The organism is Paenibacillus plantarum, from assembly GCF_013141695.1.
GTDB lineage: Bacteria > Bacillota > Bacilli > Paenibacillales > NBRC-103111 > Paenibacillus_E > Paenibacillus_E plantarum.
Genome location: NZ_WHNY01000091.1, coordinates 85,096 through 102,445 on the forward strand (window position 1 = coordinate 85,096; position 17,350 = coordinate 102,445).

A 17,350-nucleotide genomic window follows, 5' to 3' on the forward strand; every position below is an offset into this window, starting at 1 on the left:
TCCTCCTACCACAAAGATTGATTGAATTTTTTGGCGAAGTGGTTAGCGCTAACAATAAGAATAAGTCCGATCACAGCTTCGAACAACCCCATCGCTGTTGTCATGCTATACATTCCGCCTTGAATTCCGATGGTAAAAATATACGTACTGATGACACTCGAGACATTGGAAACAACCGCATTTTGCAGGTTGTACACATGGTCGAAACCGACCTCCATTACTTTGCCCATTGAAAGAATAAGCATCAGAATCATAATGGGGATAATCCCCGGAAGCGTAATATAGCGAATCTGCTTCATTTTATTCGCACCGTCCATACTCGCTGCTTCGTAGAGAGCAGGGTCAATCGAGCCGATTGCTGCCAAATAAATAATGGCGGCAAACCCCGCTTCTTTCCATATCGCAGATCCAAAGAAGATGCCAAGCCATGTGCTTACTTGATATAAAAAGGGGACAGAAGTTCCTCCCAATAATTCAATAAGTTTATTCACCACGCCGTCTTGGGAACCGAACAGTGTAACTACGATCCCCCCAACGATCACCCAAGAGAAGAAGTGAGGAAGATAGATAAGCGTTTGTATCGACTTTTTAAACCAAACCATTCTTACCTCATTCAACATGATTGCTACAAGAATTGGAAAAGGGAAGCCAAGGATAATATTAAAGAAGCTAAGGAACAGCGTATTGCGAAGGATTTGCATCGTTTGAGGATTATCCAACATCATTCTAAAATTATCCAATCCTGCCCATGGACTTCCCCAAACCCCTTGCATTAAGTTGTACTGCTTGAAGGCAATCACATTGCCGAGCATCGGTGCGTATCGAAATACAATAAAAAAAATGATGACCGGGATAAACATATATACCAGCTGGCGATTTTGCTTCCATCTCTTTGTGTACGTTCTCTTACTAGCAGATCTTACAGAAGTAACCGTCTTGCTATACGTTGAAGTAGCATTTGCAGAATTATTGGTTTCCATTGCTCGCCTCCCATCTACCTTCTACAGGAATGTCGTCCGCCATATATGGTTGCTGAATAGCCACCGCGTAGCTTCCCTCATTATAATGTCTGTGAATGGACTCCAGCACTCTGACAAGCAAGCTGAAGTCCCTTTCACCCTTTGCACAAGCTGTTCTTATTTGTTCGCGTACAGCTTCACAGCATCTTCACCAAATTTGTATAAATCATCTAGCAAAAATGCTTTGGCTTTATTAGTTTCATACCATTTGGCATAAAACTCATCGACTTTAGCACCGCCAGCCTTTTCCCACGCATCTTTGGCATCTTTATAGGCTTGTTCAGCTGAGTATGTTTTGCCGCTTACGATCGATCTTGCCCATATATCTTTGATTGGTTGATCCGCATTCTTAACAATTAACGACAATTCTTGCGTTAATACCGGCAAGTATTCCGGCTTTAATGTTGGAATCGGACGCTCTTTGGTCACGTAAGCAGCTTCAGATTGAAGTGCTAATTCGCGCAGCGCCTTTAAAGAGTCTGTCGTTTGCGGCTTCTGTGCAGTGAACGAACATTTGCCATACAGCAGTGTTGACGCCATCATATTGAGGTCACCCGTATAGGAGATTTCTTTCTTATTCTTCTCCGCGTCAATCGGGCTGGGACATCCGGCCGCATCCTTATTCCAGTTCACACCTTCGAGTCCGTTTTGCAATGTTCTTGCGGTTTCTGGTTTCATCATGAAGTCAACATATTTCATAACAGCCTGTGGATCTTTAGAACCTGCATTAATAGCTCCAACCATTTGAATTGGACTACTGATGACTGGACTAAACTGGCCAAATGATGATTTCGGGAGCTGCAGAATGGCAAGCTTGCCGCCCGCATTATTTTTGACAAACGCATCATAATCACTGGCGCTTATATCTTGAAAAAGATACATGCCGAGCTTTCCTGCGAGAAAATCTTGTTTCGCTTTTTCTCCGTTTTTATCCGCCAAGAAATCTTTATCCGCTACAGCAGCATCGAACAATGACTTCTGGAAATCAGTCGCCGCCTTGAGACGATCCCATTCATGGATAAATGTATTACCTTCGAAACGCCATGCCACTTCACCATACCCAAACATATGGGAAATAATAGAATTTGCATTGCCGCTAAGGTTAAGTCCGAATGTATCCGCTTTGCCGTTACCGTCAGGATCTTGCGAGGCGAAGGCTTTTGCCACATTAAAAAATTCCTCGGTTGTCTTCGGTGTTTGCAGATTTAACTTCTGAAGCCAATCTTCACGTATATAAATGCGGTGGCCGGACGTCAGCGGGTTGACTTTGCCGAATTCGTATAGTTTACCGTCGTCCTTCGTGCCCAATTTCTTTAACTGTGGAAATTGACTCATCAATTCCTTATACGTCGTGCTATATTTGGCAATGACATCATCAAGCGGCATCAGCATCTTCTGGCTGTACCATTGGTTCCGATAGCCTGTATCGTATTCTAAAATGAGATCAGGTGCGCTATTCGTTGCGAATAAAGCATTGAATTTAGGTAACGATTCCCATCGCGGTACCGTGACATATTTCACATCGGTTGGGCCGTTCTTATTGATCCATTCAACCCACCGGTTCTTCTCCCAATTCCCTTCCTCAGGCGGTATGTTATTACGTTCGTACACAGAAGCCACAATTTTCCCTCTTGGCTCTTGCGTTGCAACAGGCTTCGCTGAGTCACTTTCTTGGGCAGGCGTCTTCTCACTTGTGCTGCAACCCGATGCGATCATGCTTGTTAATAGTACAACCGCCATTGGAACAGTAAGCCTGTTATTCCATAAATGCTTTTTCATTCTTGTCTAACTCCCCTCGTTATTCGCTTGTCGGACCGATGTCCTCGGCTCCTATCTGCACTATAGCGTTCGTCCATTCTTTACGCAATTTACATGTTTCCTTGGGCTAACCGAAAGGTAAAACATGACGAACTTACCGATTATCCGTGATAAACCAAAAAGAAAAAGCCCATTTACGACGGGCTTTTTCCATGATTTTTGCGGTACTCTCCCGGTGTTGTGCCCACGACCTTCTTGAATGCACGAATAAACGAAATATCGTGAATGTATCCCACCGCGTTAGCAATTTCCTGCAAGGATAGAGAAGACGTTATCAATAATCGCTGACTATTTTCAATACGAATGCGAACTAAATAGTCAACCAGTTTCTCACCGAATGCTTCCTTGAATAGACGGCTGACATATTTGCCATTTAGTCCGAACACATCATAGAGATGATTCAACGACATCTCGGCGTTGGCATATTCCTTTTCGATATAGGCTTTCACTTCTCGAATTAACGTATAATGACTACTGCGCTCCTGCAAGTCTCGCACATACAGCTCAAATTCCTCTAAGATGTGCCCAATCTGCGCTTCTAGATCTTCGGCCAAATCAAATGTCTCACAGACCTGGTTGATTCTAGGCAGCACATCCGTTTTCCATACAACTTGAATTTCAGTTGGGAATTCCATGATTTCTTTATACACATGATGGCTTAGGGAGTTGAGAAACTGCACAAGCTCGACTCTTGACAGGCGGTTCTCTCGGGCTTCAAAGAACATGCGATCGAGGAGCGGACGCCATGGTTCTTCACCTGTTCGAAAGTTACGTGCAAGTAGCTGGATGGTGTGAAGATGCCAGAATGCTCCACCTTCCACACGCTTAGTCTGCTGATAGGAGATGACTTGATTCAATCCAAGACTTGGCTTGTAGGACAGGGCTTCCTTCGCTCCCGCGTAAGATTTGGCGATATCGTCAATATGTGTCCCAGAAGGACCACGACCAATGGTCACGGTAAAATCAAGATTTATCTCCACCCATTCGCGAATAGCTTCGCTCAAATCTGTTAGGAGGAGTTCAAGATCAATTGCCTGTTCCACTGATTGATATAAGGCCGTTAAACGATGCTGATCTGTCCATTCGGTCCATACGGTTAAAGGATGCGATTCAGATATCTCTTTTACGACACTGTTCACAACGAACTTCAGCAGATATAGATCGCGATGTGTGTAGTTATCGACCAACGAAGTAAACTTATCAATCTCCAGGACAATGACGCCGAGCGAATGGAATTGTGCAGGCATATTCAACCGTTCTAATTCCTCATCCCATTCTGTTGGTTCAATAGGACGACTGCCCTCTAGCAACTCAACAAAGAAGTATCGCCTGCGAAACATGGCGTCTTCCTCATGCATTTTCTGATACGTGTTGGACTCCTCAATTAAATTATCCAGTGCCTGTTCAATAAACTTGAACTCATCAGGAACTTGCTTAGACAGTTTCCCGCTTTTCTGTACGGAATACCGATTAATCTGGTTTAGAATCTCTTCAATAGGCTTATAATTCCTTCGTGTCACGAAAGCCATCCAAACGGTACCAGCAATCACGACAAGCAAGCCCACAGCTACCCATATATATGAAAAAACCGAAGCATATCTGAAAATCCTCTCATCATGTACACCACCGGTGAACGTCCAACCGGTATATTCGGAAGTAATTTCGGACAAAACAGTCCCCCGAACCTCTCCCTGTTTCTCCCGCAATAAGACATTATCATTGAAATCCTTTATTCGGACAAAATTAATGTTGGAACTGGTCAGTTCTTTGATCATTTGCTCGATACTTGCCAAGCTAATATTCACGACAATGAGGCCCTGTCCACCAACCAGCAGCGGATATTTGCGAACCAACGAAACAACCGCAGAGGGAAAGTGTTCTGTATCCTGAAATTCGATATAATCGCGCTTACCAGAAAGCTCATAGAGGGACGCTAGTTGCAATCGTTGGGAGATGAAATCGCGATCTCCGAACTTTTCCAGAGAAATAAATGTATTTTTGCTCATGACCATCTGATCGGAGTTACGGAACATGTAAATGGAGTCAATAAAGCCATTTGTTGAAATCATATCCCTAACTTTCTTGGAAATTTCATAATGATTAAAATAGGACAAGGATGCATCGTTCTCGAAAAAAGCTTTGAGCTTCATATCCGATTCAATATCCTTGATCAATCCTTGATCAATTTCCTTTAATGAATAGTCGATCAATTGGATGACATGGCGTGTGAACTGTTGGTTCACATTCACAGTCTCACGTTTGGTAAGCCCGCTAAGCAGCAAGAAAGTGAGTAGAATTAAGATCGATGTTAAAATGAAAAAGATGGGGAAATAAGAAAACAATAGACGGTAAAACCATTTTTTACGCATTATCTTCTCCTCGCCTAACTATTTCGAAATCGTAGATTACCCTGGATATGGAAAACAATAACACCTTCCTTTTTTGATGTAAAGAATTTCCTGTCCACTCTCTTTTTTTCCGAAAATGAGAGAATATCATGTCATAGCTGTCCTTCCCTGATCGAATTGGAATTTCAACAAAACGTCAAATAAAAAAAGGCAGCATGCGCCGCCTTTTTGATATTTGTGCCCTAGCGTGCGATGGCCGACCGGGATACTTCTCTTGCGCACAATATTTGTGCGCTAGCGTGCGATTGGCGCAAAGTCTGCAAAATCGCCACCCTTAGAAAGGAATTCTGTTTTTTTAAATTATACTTTCTATTATTTTAAAACAAACCGGAACTCCTTGTTTGGCGTCCCGGTCTTAATAACATTCAACTGCACATTCCGATCGTCCCGATCGAGATCAAATCTCCTAAAATCCCTTTACTTCTTGTTTGTTATTGTCAGCGGTGAAATCGTCCAAGCTGTCGATACGCCACGCAAGCCGACACGACCTTGTAGAAACGCATTCGGATCTTTCCAGGTCAAGATAGGTTTATCGCTATCCTCGGAGAAAACTTCGATTAATGATCCTTTCAAGTTCACTGAAAGGTGGCGGGTTTGTCCAGGTTTAAAGGCAAGAGCGGCAGAAGCCGCTTCCACCGAATTCTCGTAGCTCACACGCCTTAGCACAGCTTTGTCATTCAGAAAAGCTAGCGTGTAGCCCATGAAAGCATCTTTCACCTGATCTTTGAAATCAGACTCGTTCGTAGTCCGCAGCAGGACGCCTACTTCGTCCAACGTTGTTGCTTTGAGCGTCACATCGAATCTTACGGAATAATCCGTCCAGCCGGCGTCCCCGCCGAATCGATTGACTAGACCAACGGCCGTTGGTTTAATGACCGTCTGTTCTGGCACAGCTACAGTTCGACCCGCTTCCAGGTAACGAAGCTTAACTTCTCCCTTCGCCCCGTGCAGCGACAACCATTGTGTTCCCGCCTTCAGCTCGAACTCACCTAGGGGTACCTTTGTCCACGCCGCATCGTCTGCGAATAAAGACGCATCCAGCTTGATTGACTTAGTGTTTCCGTTGGATTCAATCATCACCGTTGATCCCGCAGAAGTTTTGGCTGCGTTAACAGAAAGCAGATAGCTGCCATCTTCGCGTACGTTGATCGGAAAATTGAGGACATCTTTCTTCTTCGAAAGGACGACAGCATCACTGCCATCTGGCGTTAGGCCAGATTGGATGACTGGACTGCCTTCCCTGACACCATGAACAGCTTCCAACGTACCTGGTATTGGCTTAATTCCATGCTTATCACTGCTCCCATTTGCTTCATTGGAGAAAGCCGTATAGTGCAGATCAGGCTTCGCCTCTTGCGGCCATGCATAGCCAATTCGGCCAGCTTTCCCAGACATTGCGGTTCGCTCGATCTTCAGCAGTCCGTCCCAATAGATGATTGTCCCCGAGCTGCTTGACTCGATCCGGATCGTATGGATCTTCGCTAGATCCGTCCCTTTCGGCAGCGCTATCGTCGCAACAACCGTTTCGACGCCTTGCACACGGTCGATCAGGGAAAGCTCCATTGTTGCTTTATTCACACGTGCAAAACGGTAATTGTCCGCATCACCGTATGCGAATATGGCTTCTAGCGCAGAAGCCTGCCCGCCACTTTTGGCATCATCCCATCTGAAATTGTATTCAGCGGTGTACAAGTTATCTGTAGCTACTCTTGTCAGCAAAATCTCCGTGACTCCTGCTTGACTCACAGTCTCCCACTTGTCAGCAGATGGCGTAACTCCTGGAACGTCTTGAAACATTGGCATTCTTGGTGCTTCCTGCGGGGAACCGTGTGTCGGACCGAGAACAGACATCTTGTCACCGTTGAAAACGAGTCGATCCAAGTTTAGCTTGCGAACCGGAGGGCCTTCAGCTGACCGTCCGACTAGGTTATGGTAAACCATATAATACGAATCTAGATCAGGTCCCATGACCGTCGCACTATGTCCAAGTCCGTTGAAGTCATTGGCTGTGGAAATCAGGATCGGGTTGTTCTCAGGGATTTTATAGGTGCCAATCGGAGATTCATGATTGACCCCATAATTAACACGATAACCTTTGCTAAACACATGATTTCCTGTGTACGTGATGAAATAGCGCCCATTACGCTTGATGATCATGGATCCTTCTGTCCAATGTCCGAGCGAGGCGTTCAACTGCTTACCGGGTTCAATTGTATAGGGATCTGACATCAAGCTTGCCATGATGCCGTTCAATTTGGCATGTGTGAAATACCATTGCTCATCGTCGTCGATAAACACAGAGCCATCAATCGTGAAACCGAGATTGTCCGTCTTCTTCACGAACGGTCCTGTCGGTTTATCGCTTTGCAGGACATAATGCCCTTTGCCCGCTGGTGAAGTGTACATATAGAAAGCACCGTTCCAATAGACGACCTCGGGTGCATACGCACCTTCGCTGATGGCCTCCTCCGTAACTAAGCCTTCATAGCGCCAATTCACAAGATCGTCTGAGCTCCACGCTTTTACGCCAATTCTCCGATCCTTCGTGCTGCAATAGAGATAATATTTACCGTCAAAACGGAGAACATAGGGATCCCCAATGCCGTAATCCTCCCATTCCTGGTCCAATACGAACGGGTTCTGGTATGTCTGATTTAAGGATATTGCCACCTTGTCCGTCCCTTTCTTTCCCCAGAACCTGGGCATGATCGTTACAATCGCCGAAAAAAGAACACACACAACTACAAACCATATCCATGCCTTCTTAACTAGCCGCATCCGATTAACGTGTGACTTCCAGTACATAGACAGACGATGCCTTCAGCTCACAGGTCACTTGAGCGCTCACAACGGAAACGTCAAATCCTTCGCAGACTACTGCCTCCGGGTGACGCACGTCATTGAAAGCATCCGCATGTTCCCCCGTTAATGCAAGCAGGCGAGCAGTTCCCGACTCCACAAAGCCATCCAACTGCACTTCGGTTACCGTATCTTCTAGACTCCGATTTACGATGAAAATCGTTAGTTTATCCCCATCAGCATTGCAGCAAGCCACTACATCCAAATTTGGCAGATTCTCCAGCTTTGGCGCTGTAGGCACTAAGCTATTCACACTAAAGCTACCGCATTCGGTCTGACTCTGAACGACATAGCCTAAGTCTCTGTTTGCATACATCTTCATAACATAATAGGTTGGCGTCCCATAAATGGTTAGGGAATTCTCACTTCTGCCTGAGGACTTTCCTCGGAACTGATCCGCATAGAAATCGCCTACTCGGATGCATCCGCCTAGCCAGCCATTGACTAAATCAGAGAAGCTGCCGATCTCGATGAGATCGCTATTTCGAATAAATTCATTCAAATTCGCTGCATTCGCAGCAGCTGCTTCAAGGGTATGTTCATTCGGAAGACCCTTACGAATCGTATTCGGATAGTACATCGTGTTATATTCCGTGATTGCCAATTTCAAATGCGTGTACCGCGAATCGGAATTAAACAATTCTCTTACTTTTCGAACAGATTCTCGTGTCCATTCTGGATAGGTGAGAATGGCCTTATACCGCTCTTCTTTTGGCGTGCGATCATTCATCCCAAATCGGTTGTAGCCGTGATACAAATGTAGCGTTACATAATCCATATGTTCTGCAGCTCGCTCGACTAGGATTTGGTTCCAATCCTGCTTGTCATCGCCACAAGCGAGCAGTTTAATCTCAGGATCGATGGCTTTCATCGCTTGGGCGAATCGTACGTAACGATCTGCGAATTGCTCTGCGCTGCAGTGCCCGACCTGCCAAGGTCCCCAGACTTCGTTGCCAATCTCCCAGTACTTCACGTTATACGGCTCCGCGTGCCCATTTGCAGCCCGCAGTTTCCCCATTGGCGTGTCCAAACTACCGTTACAATACTCAACCCATTCGGCTGCTTCTTCCGGCGTACCGGAACCATCGTTCACGCAAATCAGCGGCTCCACCTGCAAGTCACGGCAAAACTGAATAAACTCATCTGTGCCAAAATACTTATTCGTCCAGCCTCCCCATGCTTCGTTCATCACGCAGGGACGCTCGTTCACAGGGCCAATCGCCTGCTGCCAGTGGTAAGCACTAATATAATTGCCTGCAAGCCGCATCATGCCGGCGTTCAAGTCTCTCGTCATATCGACAACTTCCTTACGAACATTGCCAACACGATCAGACGGAAGCAGCGAAATATGATCCAGCCAAAGCATTCCTGTGGAGACATTGTCTCTCCAGCGATCATGTTCCGCAGAAACATAGATTCTGAATTCCGCTTGCTCACAAAGTCGACTGACCTTGATACGAGATACATATTGTTTCCAGTTATGACTTTCGATCTCGATGCTGGTGGAACCTAGCACCTCTCCACTCGCTGCGTCCACGATCTCTGCTGTAAGGAACTTGATTTCGACAGAAGCTCTGGCATACAGCGCTAATTCGTAACCATGCTGATCTTCTTTCACAGCAATCGCTTGACGAATTCCTGCGTATGCCTCGTCATCGCTATAGATACGCACCATCTGGCTATGTCCGGAGTGATAGGTAGCAGCAGGCTCGAGTGCAAATACCGTACTTTTCCCATTCGTATAAGGGCGCCAGCGACCGGAAAGCCCTCTGTATGTCCCGTCCAAACTTTCAAAATCCATATCTGAGAGCGGATAAGCCAACATGGCATCCATATGATCACGAATATCTTCCACAAAATGGCCGAATAGATACGGATTAATTCTGTCCTTACTGACTTGTTTCGTATTCACTTGAATCGTAGCTTTTGCATGCATGAACATAACGCTCCCTTCCATTCTTTATCCTTTTAATGAACCAATCATGACGCCTTTCACAAAATGCTTCTGTACAAAAGGATACATTAGTAGTACCGGTAAGCTGGAAATAATAATGACGACATATTTGATGCTTTCAGCCAATAGGATTTTGGATTCAAGACCTACATTGCTGTCCACTACATCGGCTTGACTGACCATCAGCACTTCACGCAGCACCAGTTGTAACGGGTATAAATCTTTGCTGCGAATATAAATCAATGCGTTGAAGAAGGAATTCCAGTGACCAACCGCATAAAATAGGACCATAACCGCCATAATCGGCTTGGATAACGGTAAGATGACATGGGTTAATAACTTCCAGTTGGAACATCCGTCCATATGGGCCGCTTCTTGAATCTCCCAAGGGATGTTGGATTGAAAATACGTTCTCATCACAATCAAATTATACGTGGCAATTGCGCCTGGAATGACTAATGCCCACATCGTATCCACCATGCCTAAATTTTTTACAAGGAGATAAGACGGGATAAGCCCTCCGCTGAAAAACATGGTTAGCGTTATAAAAACCATGAAAATTCCCCGCCCAGGAAGGTCAGGTCTCGACAACGGATAGGCCGCTAATGTCGTCATGATCAAATTGATAATCGTTCCTACAGCCGTGTACAAAATGGTATTTCCGTATCCGTTCCATATTTGTTCGTTTTGAAAGACGTTTCGATATGCCTCTAGGGTGATCTGTTTAGGTAGCAAAATCACTTCCCCATTCAAGACCAACGCAGGATCACTGAAGGAGGCACTCACGATAAATAGGAGTGGGTACAGGACCACCACGACGATAAGGAATGCTAATCCGTTTACCACGGCATCGAATACTTTCTCATCCGACTTCCTTTTCTTGAGCATTTGTTCCTGCATCATAGGTCCCTCCTCACCATAGACTAGTCTCCGCCTTTTTACGGGCAAAGCGATTCACGAGCAATAATAATACCAAGTTAATGACAGAGTTAAACAAGCCAATAGCTGCTGTATAGCTGTATTCGCCCTTTAATATACCTGTTGTGTACACGAAGGTGGAAATCACATCGCTGGAATCTATGTTCAAATTATTTTGCATGAGTAAAATTTTCTCAAAACCTACATTCATGAAATGTCCGACATCAAGAATAAGCAAAATGACGATGACCGGCAGAATGCCTGGGATCGATACGTGCCAAATGCGCCGTATCCGACTGGCACCATCCATCTTTGCCGCTTCATAGAGCTGCGGATTGACTCCGGCGAGCGCTGCAATGTAGATAATTGATTGCCAACCCATATTTTGCCATATATTTGAACTAATGAAGATCGGCTTGAACCACGCTGCCGAATCGAGAAATCGAACCGGATCTCCGCCCAACGCCTCAATAATGGCATTCAAAGGACCACCACGCGGAGATAAGAACAACATCAACATCCCTACCATAACGACGATGGAGATGAAATGTGGGATATACGTAATGTTTTGCACAATTTTACTGAACGCTTTATTACGGACTTCGGTAACGATTAAGGCAAGAAGAATAGGGATTGGAAAAGCAAATAATAACGAGAACAAGTTAATCGATATTGTATTCCATAACAACCGCCAGAAATAGTAGGATTCTACGAATCGCTGGAAATGATCAAGCCCCACCCATGCGCTTCCGCCAATTCCTTTCGCTGGACTGAAGTTTTTAAACGCAATTTGCAATCCATATAGGGGTCCATAATGGAATACTAGGTAATATACAATGGGAATGAGTAGCATCAAATAGAGATCATAGCGACTACTCAATGTTTTAAAGAGGCTGGAGCGCCTCGATTTGGTTCGAGACGCAACGCCTGCTGTCTTTGCTGTATTGTTCATCTGTAGCCCTCCAGCCATCAGTCGTGCTTATTGCTGCTTTTTGAGGTTATCATAAGCAGTCTGATACAGCTTCTGCAGTTCATCGATTTTCATTTTTTTCAAGGTATTCTGGAACTCTCCCCACTTGTCAAAGCTAAGGGCACCGGCAATGAATTTCGTGCTTTGCTCTTCGTAATATTTATCAATATCGTTGCGGAGTATATTAATCTGTTGCGCAGTTTGCTCATCGAACATCGGCGCTGCATAGCGAATCTTCGGCATGTAAGGATCAAGCTTCTTCTGTGCTTCTTGAACCTGCGGTGGATTAATGAAAGAAGCAACCTTATCACTGATCAGATGCGGCGCTCCTCCACCGGCATATGGGGTGATTTTGGATTGATTGCCAGTAGCCAAGAAAGCATCCGTGTAATAAGGAATCCCATTTTTCAACTCATAATTCTCACCCTGACGACCGAATCGCAGCATAGTAGATCCCTCGTCGCTGAAGAAGTAATCAACCCAACGCATCGTTGCTTCCGGATTCTTGTTTACCGATGTGATCGCAAATGCACCAAAATCCCTCGGTACCGGAGCAGCTAACTGAAGTCTATCACCATGTGGTCCCTTAGGCGGTGCTATACCGATATATTGATCTTGGACCTTTCCGTCCAACATGGGATTGTTCGTTTGATCGAAGAAGAAACCGGTATTTCCTGTCCCTTGCTTTGTCAGATATTGCGCTTCCTTCTGTGTAAATAGCTCTTGATCCAGAAGTTTCTCCGAATACAACTTATTTAAGTACATCAGTAATTCTTTATTTCGATCGCTTCCCATCCAGAGATTGACCTTGTCATTCTCCAGGTTAATGTTATAGCCCAATTGGAAATCCAGACCGAAAGAGCCCGCCATGATTGGTACAATCGCCAAGCCACTACGTGCTGTCATTGGAAGCTCATCTTGTTTGCCATTACCGTTAGGATCTTTATCCCGGAAAGCTTTCAACACCTCGTACAGCTCATCCGTCGTCTCTGGTTCTTTCAGGTTCAGCTTCTTCAGCCATGCCTGATTCATCCATTTTTTATCCGTTCTTGCCGAGTTGACACTCACAATACCTGGTAGGGCATAAATGTGACCTTCAGGTGTTGTAATGGCGGAGCGAATCTCTGGATACGTTTCCATTAATTTTTTAAAATTGGGTGCGTATGCTTCTATCAGCTTCTCCAGTGGGATTAATTGACCACCAGAACCATAACGAGTTGCCTCTAAAGGAGTAAGGGCTGAGCGATACATAACGTCAGGAAGCTCATTCGAGGCAAACAACAGGTTCTTCTTCTCAGGGAAGCCATCTGTTGGCGCTTCAATAAATTCAACTTGGATATTGCTCATTTTTTCATAGTCCTGGAACACTGGCATATCCTTAAAAGGCCCATTAGATGGCGCGATTCGTGTAAACATTTTTAGCTTCAGCGGCTCTTTAACGATAGGAAAACCTGCTGTAGCAACACCTTTTGACTCATCAGCCGGGGTTTTACCCTCATTTTCTTTACTAGGTGTGTCCGAACTGCAAGCGGAAAGTGTCAAACTGGAAATAACTAACGTTGAGAAAAGTACTGTCCCCCAATTTCTTTTCATGCTTTCGTTCCTCCGATCAAGTTGTGTTTTCTGCCCTATTAAGAAAGCGTTTTCTAAGGGTTGATCTCAGTATAAGGAATTATGACTTTCCGGTGATTCAACATTTATGACTTTCCATTCTACTTTTTTGACTGTTTCAGCTTGTCCATGTACACCTGAGGCGTCATCTCAGTCATACTTTTAAAAACTTTGAAAAAGTAAGTGTAACTTACAAACCCGACCTCACTGCTGATCTGTTTTAACGCATACGTGCCTGACTGCATGAGCATGCAGCTTGTTTGAATACGAACCCGGTTCAAATACTCGGTAAATGTCATTTGCATTTCCTCTTTGAACAGTCTGCTTAAATACGATGCATTCAGATTAAGGGAACTCGCCGTCATGTCCAAGGAAATATTAGAAGCGTAGTTGTCCGCTATATATTGCAGTGCTTTCGTTATATGACGCGAATAGGAGCCTCCTACACGCTGTTTCTTGATACCCTCAACAAGGCGTGCACAGTAGTTTACCATCCAAAGCTCAAGCTCAGAGACACTTCCCATACGTCCAAGTTCTGCCTTTGTGGGGATATGCTCGGTATCTTCTAAAGCCGTCTGCGGATTATGCCGCTTCCATACCATTTCAACCAGATGAAGCATTTCACTGACTATGATTTGTACGGTCATCCCATACACAGGCTGGCTGCGCAGTTCAGCAAAAATATTTGTAATAAATTGACTAGCTCGTTCGCCATCCAATTGCTCCAGATAAAGCAGCAGCTGCTTCTGTTCTTTCATATATGGAGAGGCTTTCAATAAAGATGCGTTCGGGTCCTGGTCGTGCTGAACATTCAATTCCTGGTTCGCTTTGAAATAGCTAGGCCCCACCAGTCGCAAGCTTCCGCAGAGCGACCCTTTCGCGTAAACGCATTTTAAATTAAGGAATTTCTCTAGAGAATGGGATAGCGCACTCATGGCTTGATTTATTTGTGAAGTAACGGCATGTTCGCTTCGCTCCTCCGAGGAATACAAGACGATAAAACGTCCCTCCCCTACGTAGCCTACCGTTCGTTTCTGAACATCGCCAATCGCCATCTGCATGACTTCGATCGCTTGAAGCACTAATCGATTCTTTTGTACATCGGTTAATGACTCCGTCAACAACAGAAAAGGTACGATTTGTACAGCAGCCGATCCATAATTAATTGCAGTAGTATAGAGCTGATTGTCTCGTGCATAAACCTGCAGCGCTTCACAAGCCTCAACAACATCTCTGGCCACATTAGCCACATGCTCGCGAAGAATAACCGGGCTTAGGTGTTCAATCATTTTGCTTTGCGCGTTTCGAGCTTCTTCACTCTGCAGCTCTTGTACGGCTTTATCGAGAAGTGTCAGCAGCGCTGATGCTTGTAATCTATGTTTGAGCAAGTAATCCATAGCCCCATTCATCAGACAAGTCCGTACATAATCATAGTCGTCAAAACTGCTCAGCATAATCATTTTAACCTTCGGAAATCTTTCCTTGATCTCCTGGCTTAGCTCTACCCCATTCATAATCGGCATGCTGACATCCACGATCGCGATATGAGGTGTCATTTGTTCCATCATGGCAAGTGCCATAGATCCGTTATACGCCTCACCACATATCGTAAACCCATGCTTTTCCCAGTCCAACATACTCTTCACATCATGACGTGCCAACGCCTCATCATCGACTAATAATACTTGAAACATCATTCATCCCTCCTGAAGCAAATGATTCTTAACCGGCAGCAATGGAAATCTAATCTGCACAGTCGTATACTTATCTGGTTCACTAAAAACAACCACACCATATGGCTCTCCAAACAATCTCACGATGCGTTCATGAACGTTTCGAACACCCATACCACTAAAGCGTGTATTCGTCTGGACTTTATTCCTTTCAAACAGTGCCTCGATCTGCCCCTGGGTCATCCCTTTGCCGTTATCTCTCACTTCGATTCTCAGCTCTTTGTTCTCCTCATAAATACGAATCAACACGACACCCTCATACCCCGAGGCAGAAAGTCCATGAAGAATGGCATTTTCCACAAGTGGCTGCAGCATTAACTTCAGAACGTTATGTTGTAAAAGCTCTTCATTTTCGATTTCGATATTCAGTTGCAGTGGCTCTACATATTTGTATTTTTCAATGGTCACGTAACTGCGGACATACTGCAATTCTTCTTGCAATGTAAGAAATTCATTCGTATTCCCGAGAACGCCGCGCATTAGCTCTATCAAGGACTCTGATACCTCTACAATATTCGGCACACCGTTAATCTTGGCCAAATACTTCACCGTATTCAGCGTGTTATAAAGGAAATGCGGACGGATTTGAGCTTGCAAAACGGCCAATTCCGCTTCACGCTTCTCTTTTTCGGTCGATACAATCCCTTCAAGTAAACGCTTTAATTCTTCAACCATGCTTTTAAAAACTTGATATAACTGACCTATTTCATCTTTGGAATGAATTTCGACAGTTGGAAGCGTCATATTGCCCTCCATGACATGCATCATCATCGAACGTAATCTGCGAATATTCCTAGTTATTCTGGAGGAAACTTGAAGCGTCCCTATGACGATGATTACAAAAACAATGATCGCTACGGTGGCTAGTACATTACGAATATGCGTCGTTTCCGTCAAGAGAGACTTCATCGGAACGAGTGCCACTGTCGACCATCCTGTATAGTCTGATTTCCGAGTAATGACTAGGTAAGATTGCTGATTAATCATCCTTTCAACCGAACCGTCCGTTCCGGCCATCTGCTGATTGAATTGAATGAAGGTATCTTTATTAAAAACACTCGATTTGGGCTCATATATGAATTCATTTTTCCTGTCCACCACGTACAGCATACTGTCTGGCGTCGGTTTGACATCATAAATTTTCTTAATGAATTCGTCATTGAGATCGAACATCACCATACCGATTAAATTCCGGTTATAGCGGAGCTCGCGACCTGTAACGATGGAGTTATTGAAGCCAGTTTGATGAAAATAGGCATGCCCTGACCCATTTTGCAGTAAAGCATCCATCATCGGTGAGAATAACACGTTCTTGTCCAGCCAAGGAGATCCGACGAAAAACACCTTCTGGTTCAAGCCTATGACAGCCACACGTGAAATGTAGGACTTATAAGCAATCAATGCAGACAAGAATTCTTCAATCCGCTTCTGCTCTTGAAACCACTCATAGCTTGGTTCCTCCGTCTTGCTTAGAAGCGTATCCAGCACCGTTTTATTCGTAGCAACGACCGTATTTAATCGACTAACCTCCTCCAAGCGGAGATTTAATGATTCGTCAGCCTGCCGTATACTTTCATTAACAGAAGTAATTGCATTATTCTTTACGGTTTCTCGCATGTATAAATAAACAATACTTGTCACAGCAACGATGCCAATTAACGTAACCAAACTGAATGCGACAAAGATTTTTCCCTGGATACTTACCGTGGGAGAAATTAGCTTTTTGATCGAGAACAACTTCATGAGCTGGCGGCTCCTTTCCATGTCATCTCATAAGAGAAAAAACATCTTTCGAATCCCTTCCAGGATGTGCGGATAATGCTGTTTTTCGCAGGTTCTACTTCTACTTCTACTTCTACTTCTACTTCTACTTCTACTTCTACTTCATATGCCGCTTCTACCATCCAGCCTGTCTCCGCCGCCCACTAAACAAATTAAATGGATTTTATGAAGCTAATTTTGCTGATTTTCACCTTTTGGGAGCATTAGATGGATTTCCTACAGTTACTTTTCACCAAAATCAACCAATCGGCCAATCTCGCTCATATTAGCTGTACATT

Annotated in this window: 11 protein-coding genes; all 11 read right to left on the minus strand. The window is 44.6% G+C overall.

Features of this window, described 5'->3' with window-relative positions:
* Nucleotides 1-5: 5 nt before the first annotated feature.
* The 11 genes from GC096_RS36110 to GC096_RS36160 all read right to left on the minus strand — a co-directional run bounded on the left by GC096_RS36110 (nt 6) and on the right by GC096_RS36160 (nt 17,194).
* The gene (locus tag GC096_RS36110) at nt 6-980 is read right to left on the minus strand and encodes an ABC transporter permease (protein ID WP_171637740.1); all 975 of its coding nucleotides are present in this window, start codon (nt 978-980) and stop codon (nt 6-8) included.
* A 156-nt stretch (nt 981-1,136) separates the two neighbouring features.
* Nucleotides 1,137-2,798: an extracellular solute-binding protein gene (locus GC096_RS36115; protein WP_246303233.1), complete on the minus strand. Its 1,662-nt coding sequence runs from the start codon at nt 2,796-2,798 to the stop codon at nt 1,137-1,139.
* Nucleotides 2,799-2,971: 173 nt separating this feature from the next.
* Nucleotides 2,972-5,206 (minus strand): helix-turn-helix domain-containing protein, encoded by a 2,235-nt coding sequence (locus GC096_RS36120; protein WP_171637742.1) that lies wholly within the window; start codon nt 5,204-5,206, stop codon nt 2,972-2,974.
* 456 nt (nt 5,207-5,662) lie between these two features.
* Entirely contained in the window at nt 5,663-7,915 is a 2,253-nt protein-coding gene (locus GC096_RS36125) for a family 43 glycosylhydrolase (RefSeq protein WP_171637744.1), read from the minus strand.
* 112 nt (nt 7,916-8,027) lie between these two features.
* Nucleotides 8,028-10,040, minus strand: coding sequence for an alpha-L-arabinofuranosidase family protein (locus tag GC096_RS36130; RefSeq protein ID WP_171637746.1), 2,013 nt, complete (start codon nt 10,038-10,040; stop codon nt 8,028-8,030).
* Nucleotides 10,041-10,064: 24 nt separating this feature from the next.
* Nucleotides 10,065-10,961 (minus strand): carbohydrate ABC transporter permease, encoded by an 897-nt coding sequence (locus GC096_RS36135; protein WP_376769552.1) that lies wholly within the window; start codon nt 10,959-10,961, stop codon nt 10,065-10,067.
* Nucleotides 10,962-10,971: 10 nt separating this feature from the next.
* Nucleotides 10,972-11,928: an ABC transporter permease gene (locus GC096_RS36140; RefSeq protein WP_171637748.1), complete on the minus strand. Its 957-nt coding sequence runs from the start codon at nt 11,926-11,928 to the stop codon at nt 10,972-10,974.
* A 27-nt stretch (nt 11,929-11,955) separates the two neighbouring features.
* A complete protein-coding gene (locus GC096_RS36145; RefSeq protein ID WP_171637750.1) occupies nt 11,956-13,539 on the minus strand; it encodes an extracellular solute-binding protein in 1,584 nt (527 codons plus the stop codon).
* Between the two features lie 119 nt (nt 13,540-13,658).
* Nucleotides 13,659-15,254, minus strand: coding sequence for a response regulator transcription factor (locus GC096_RS36150; RefSeq protein ID WP_246303235.1), 1,596 nt, complete (start codon nt 15,252-15,254; stop codon nt 13,659-13,661).
* Nucleotides 15,255-17,033 (minus strand): cache domain-containing sensor histidine kinase, encoded by a 1,779-nt coding sequence (locus GC096_RS36155; RefSeq protein WP_171637752.1) that lies wholly within the window; start codon nt 17,031-17,033, stop codon nt 15,255-15,257.
* Nucleotides 17,030-17,194 carry a hypothetical protein gene (locus GC096_RS36160; protein WP_171637753.1) on the minus strand — a complete coding sequence of 55 codons (165 nt, stop codon included), beginning with the start codon at nt 17,192-17,194 and terminating at the stop codon, nt 17,030-17,032. The genes GC096_RS36155 and GC096_RS36160 overlap by 4 nt, the downstream gene beginning before the upstream one ends.
* Nucleotides 17,195-17,350 lie beyond the last annotated feature (156 nt).

Coding starts and splice junctions, on each gene's coding strand:
- GC096_RS36150 (WP_246303235.1), bottom strand. CDS start 15,254: ATGATGTTTCAAGTATTATTAGTCGATGATGAGGCGTTGGCACGTCAT.
- GC096_RS36160 (WP_171637753.1), bottom strand. CDS start 17,194: ATGGTAGAAGCGGCATATGAAGTAGAAGTAGAAGTAGAAGTAGAAGTA.
- GC096_RS36145 (WP_171637750.1), bottom strand. CDS start 13,539: ATGAAAAGAAATTGGGGGACAGTACTTTTCTCAACGTTAGTTATTTCC.
- GC096_RS36140 (WP_171637748.1), bottom strand. CDS start 11,928: ATGAACAATACAGCAAAGACAGCAGGCGTTGCGTCTCGAACCAAATCG.
- GC096_RS36130 (WP_171637746.1), bottom strand. CDS start 10,040: ATGCATGCAAAAGCTACGATTCAAGTGAATACGAAACAAGTCAGTAAG.
- GC096_RS36115 (WP_246303233.1), bottom strand. CDS start 2,798: ATGAAAAAGCATTTATGGAATAACAGGCTTACTGTTCCAATGGCGGTT.
- GC096_RS36120 (WP_171637742.1), bottom strand. CDS start 5,206: ATGCGTAAAAAATGGTTTTACCGTCTATTGTTTTCTTATTTCCCCATC.
- GC096_RS36155 (WP_171637752.1), bottom strand. CDS start 17,033: ATGAAGTTGTTCTCGATCAAAAAGCTAATTTCTCCCACGGTAAGTATC.
- GC096_RS36135 (WP_376769552.1), bottom strand. CDS start 10,961: ATGATGCAGGAACAAATGCTCAAGAAAAGGAAGTCGGATGAGAAAGTA.
- GC096_RS36110 (WP_171637740.1), bottom strand. CDS start 980: ATGGAAACCAATAATTCTGCAAATGCTACTTCAACGTATAGCAAGACG.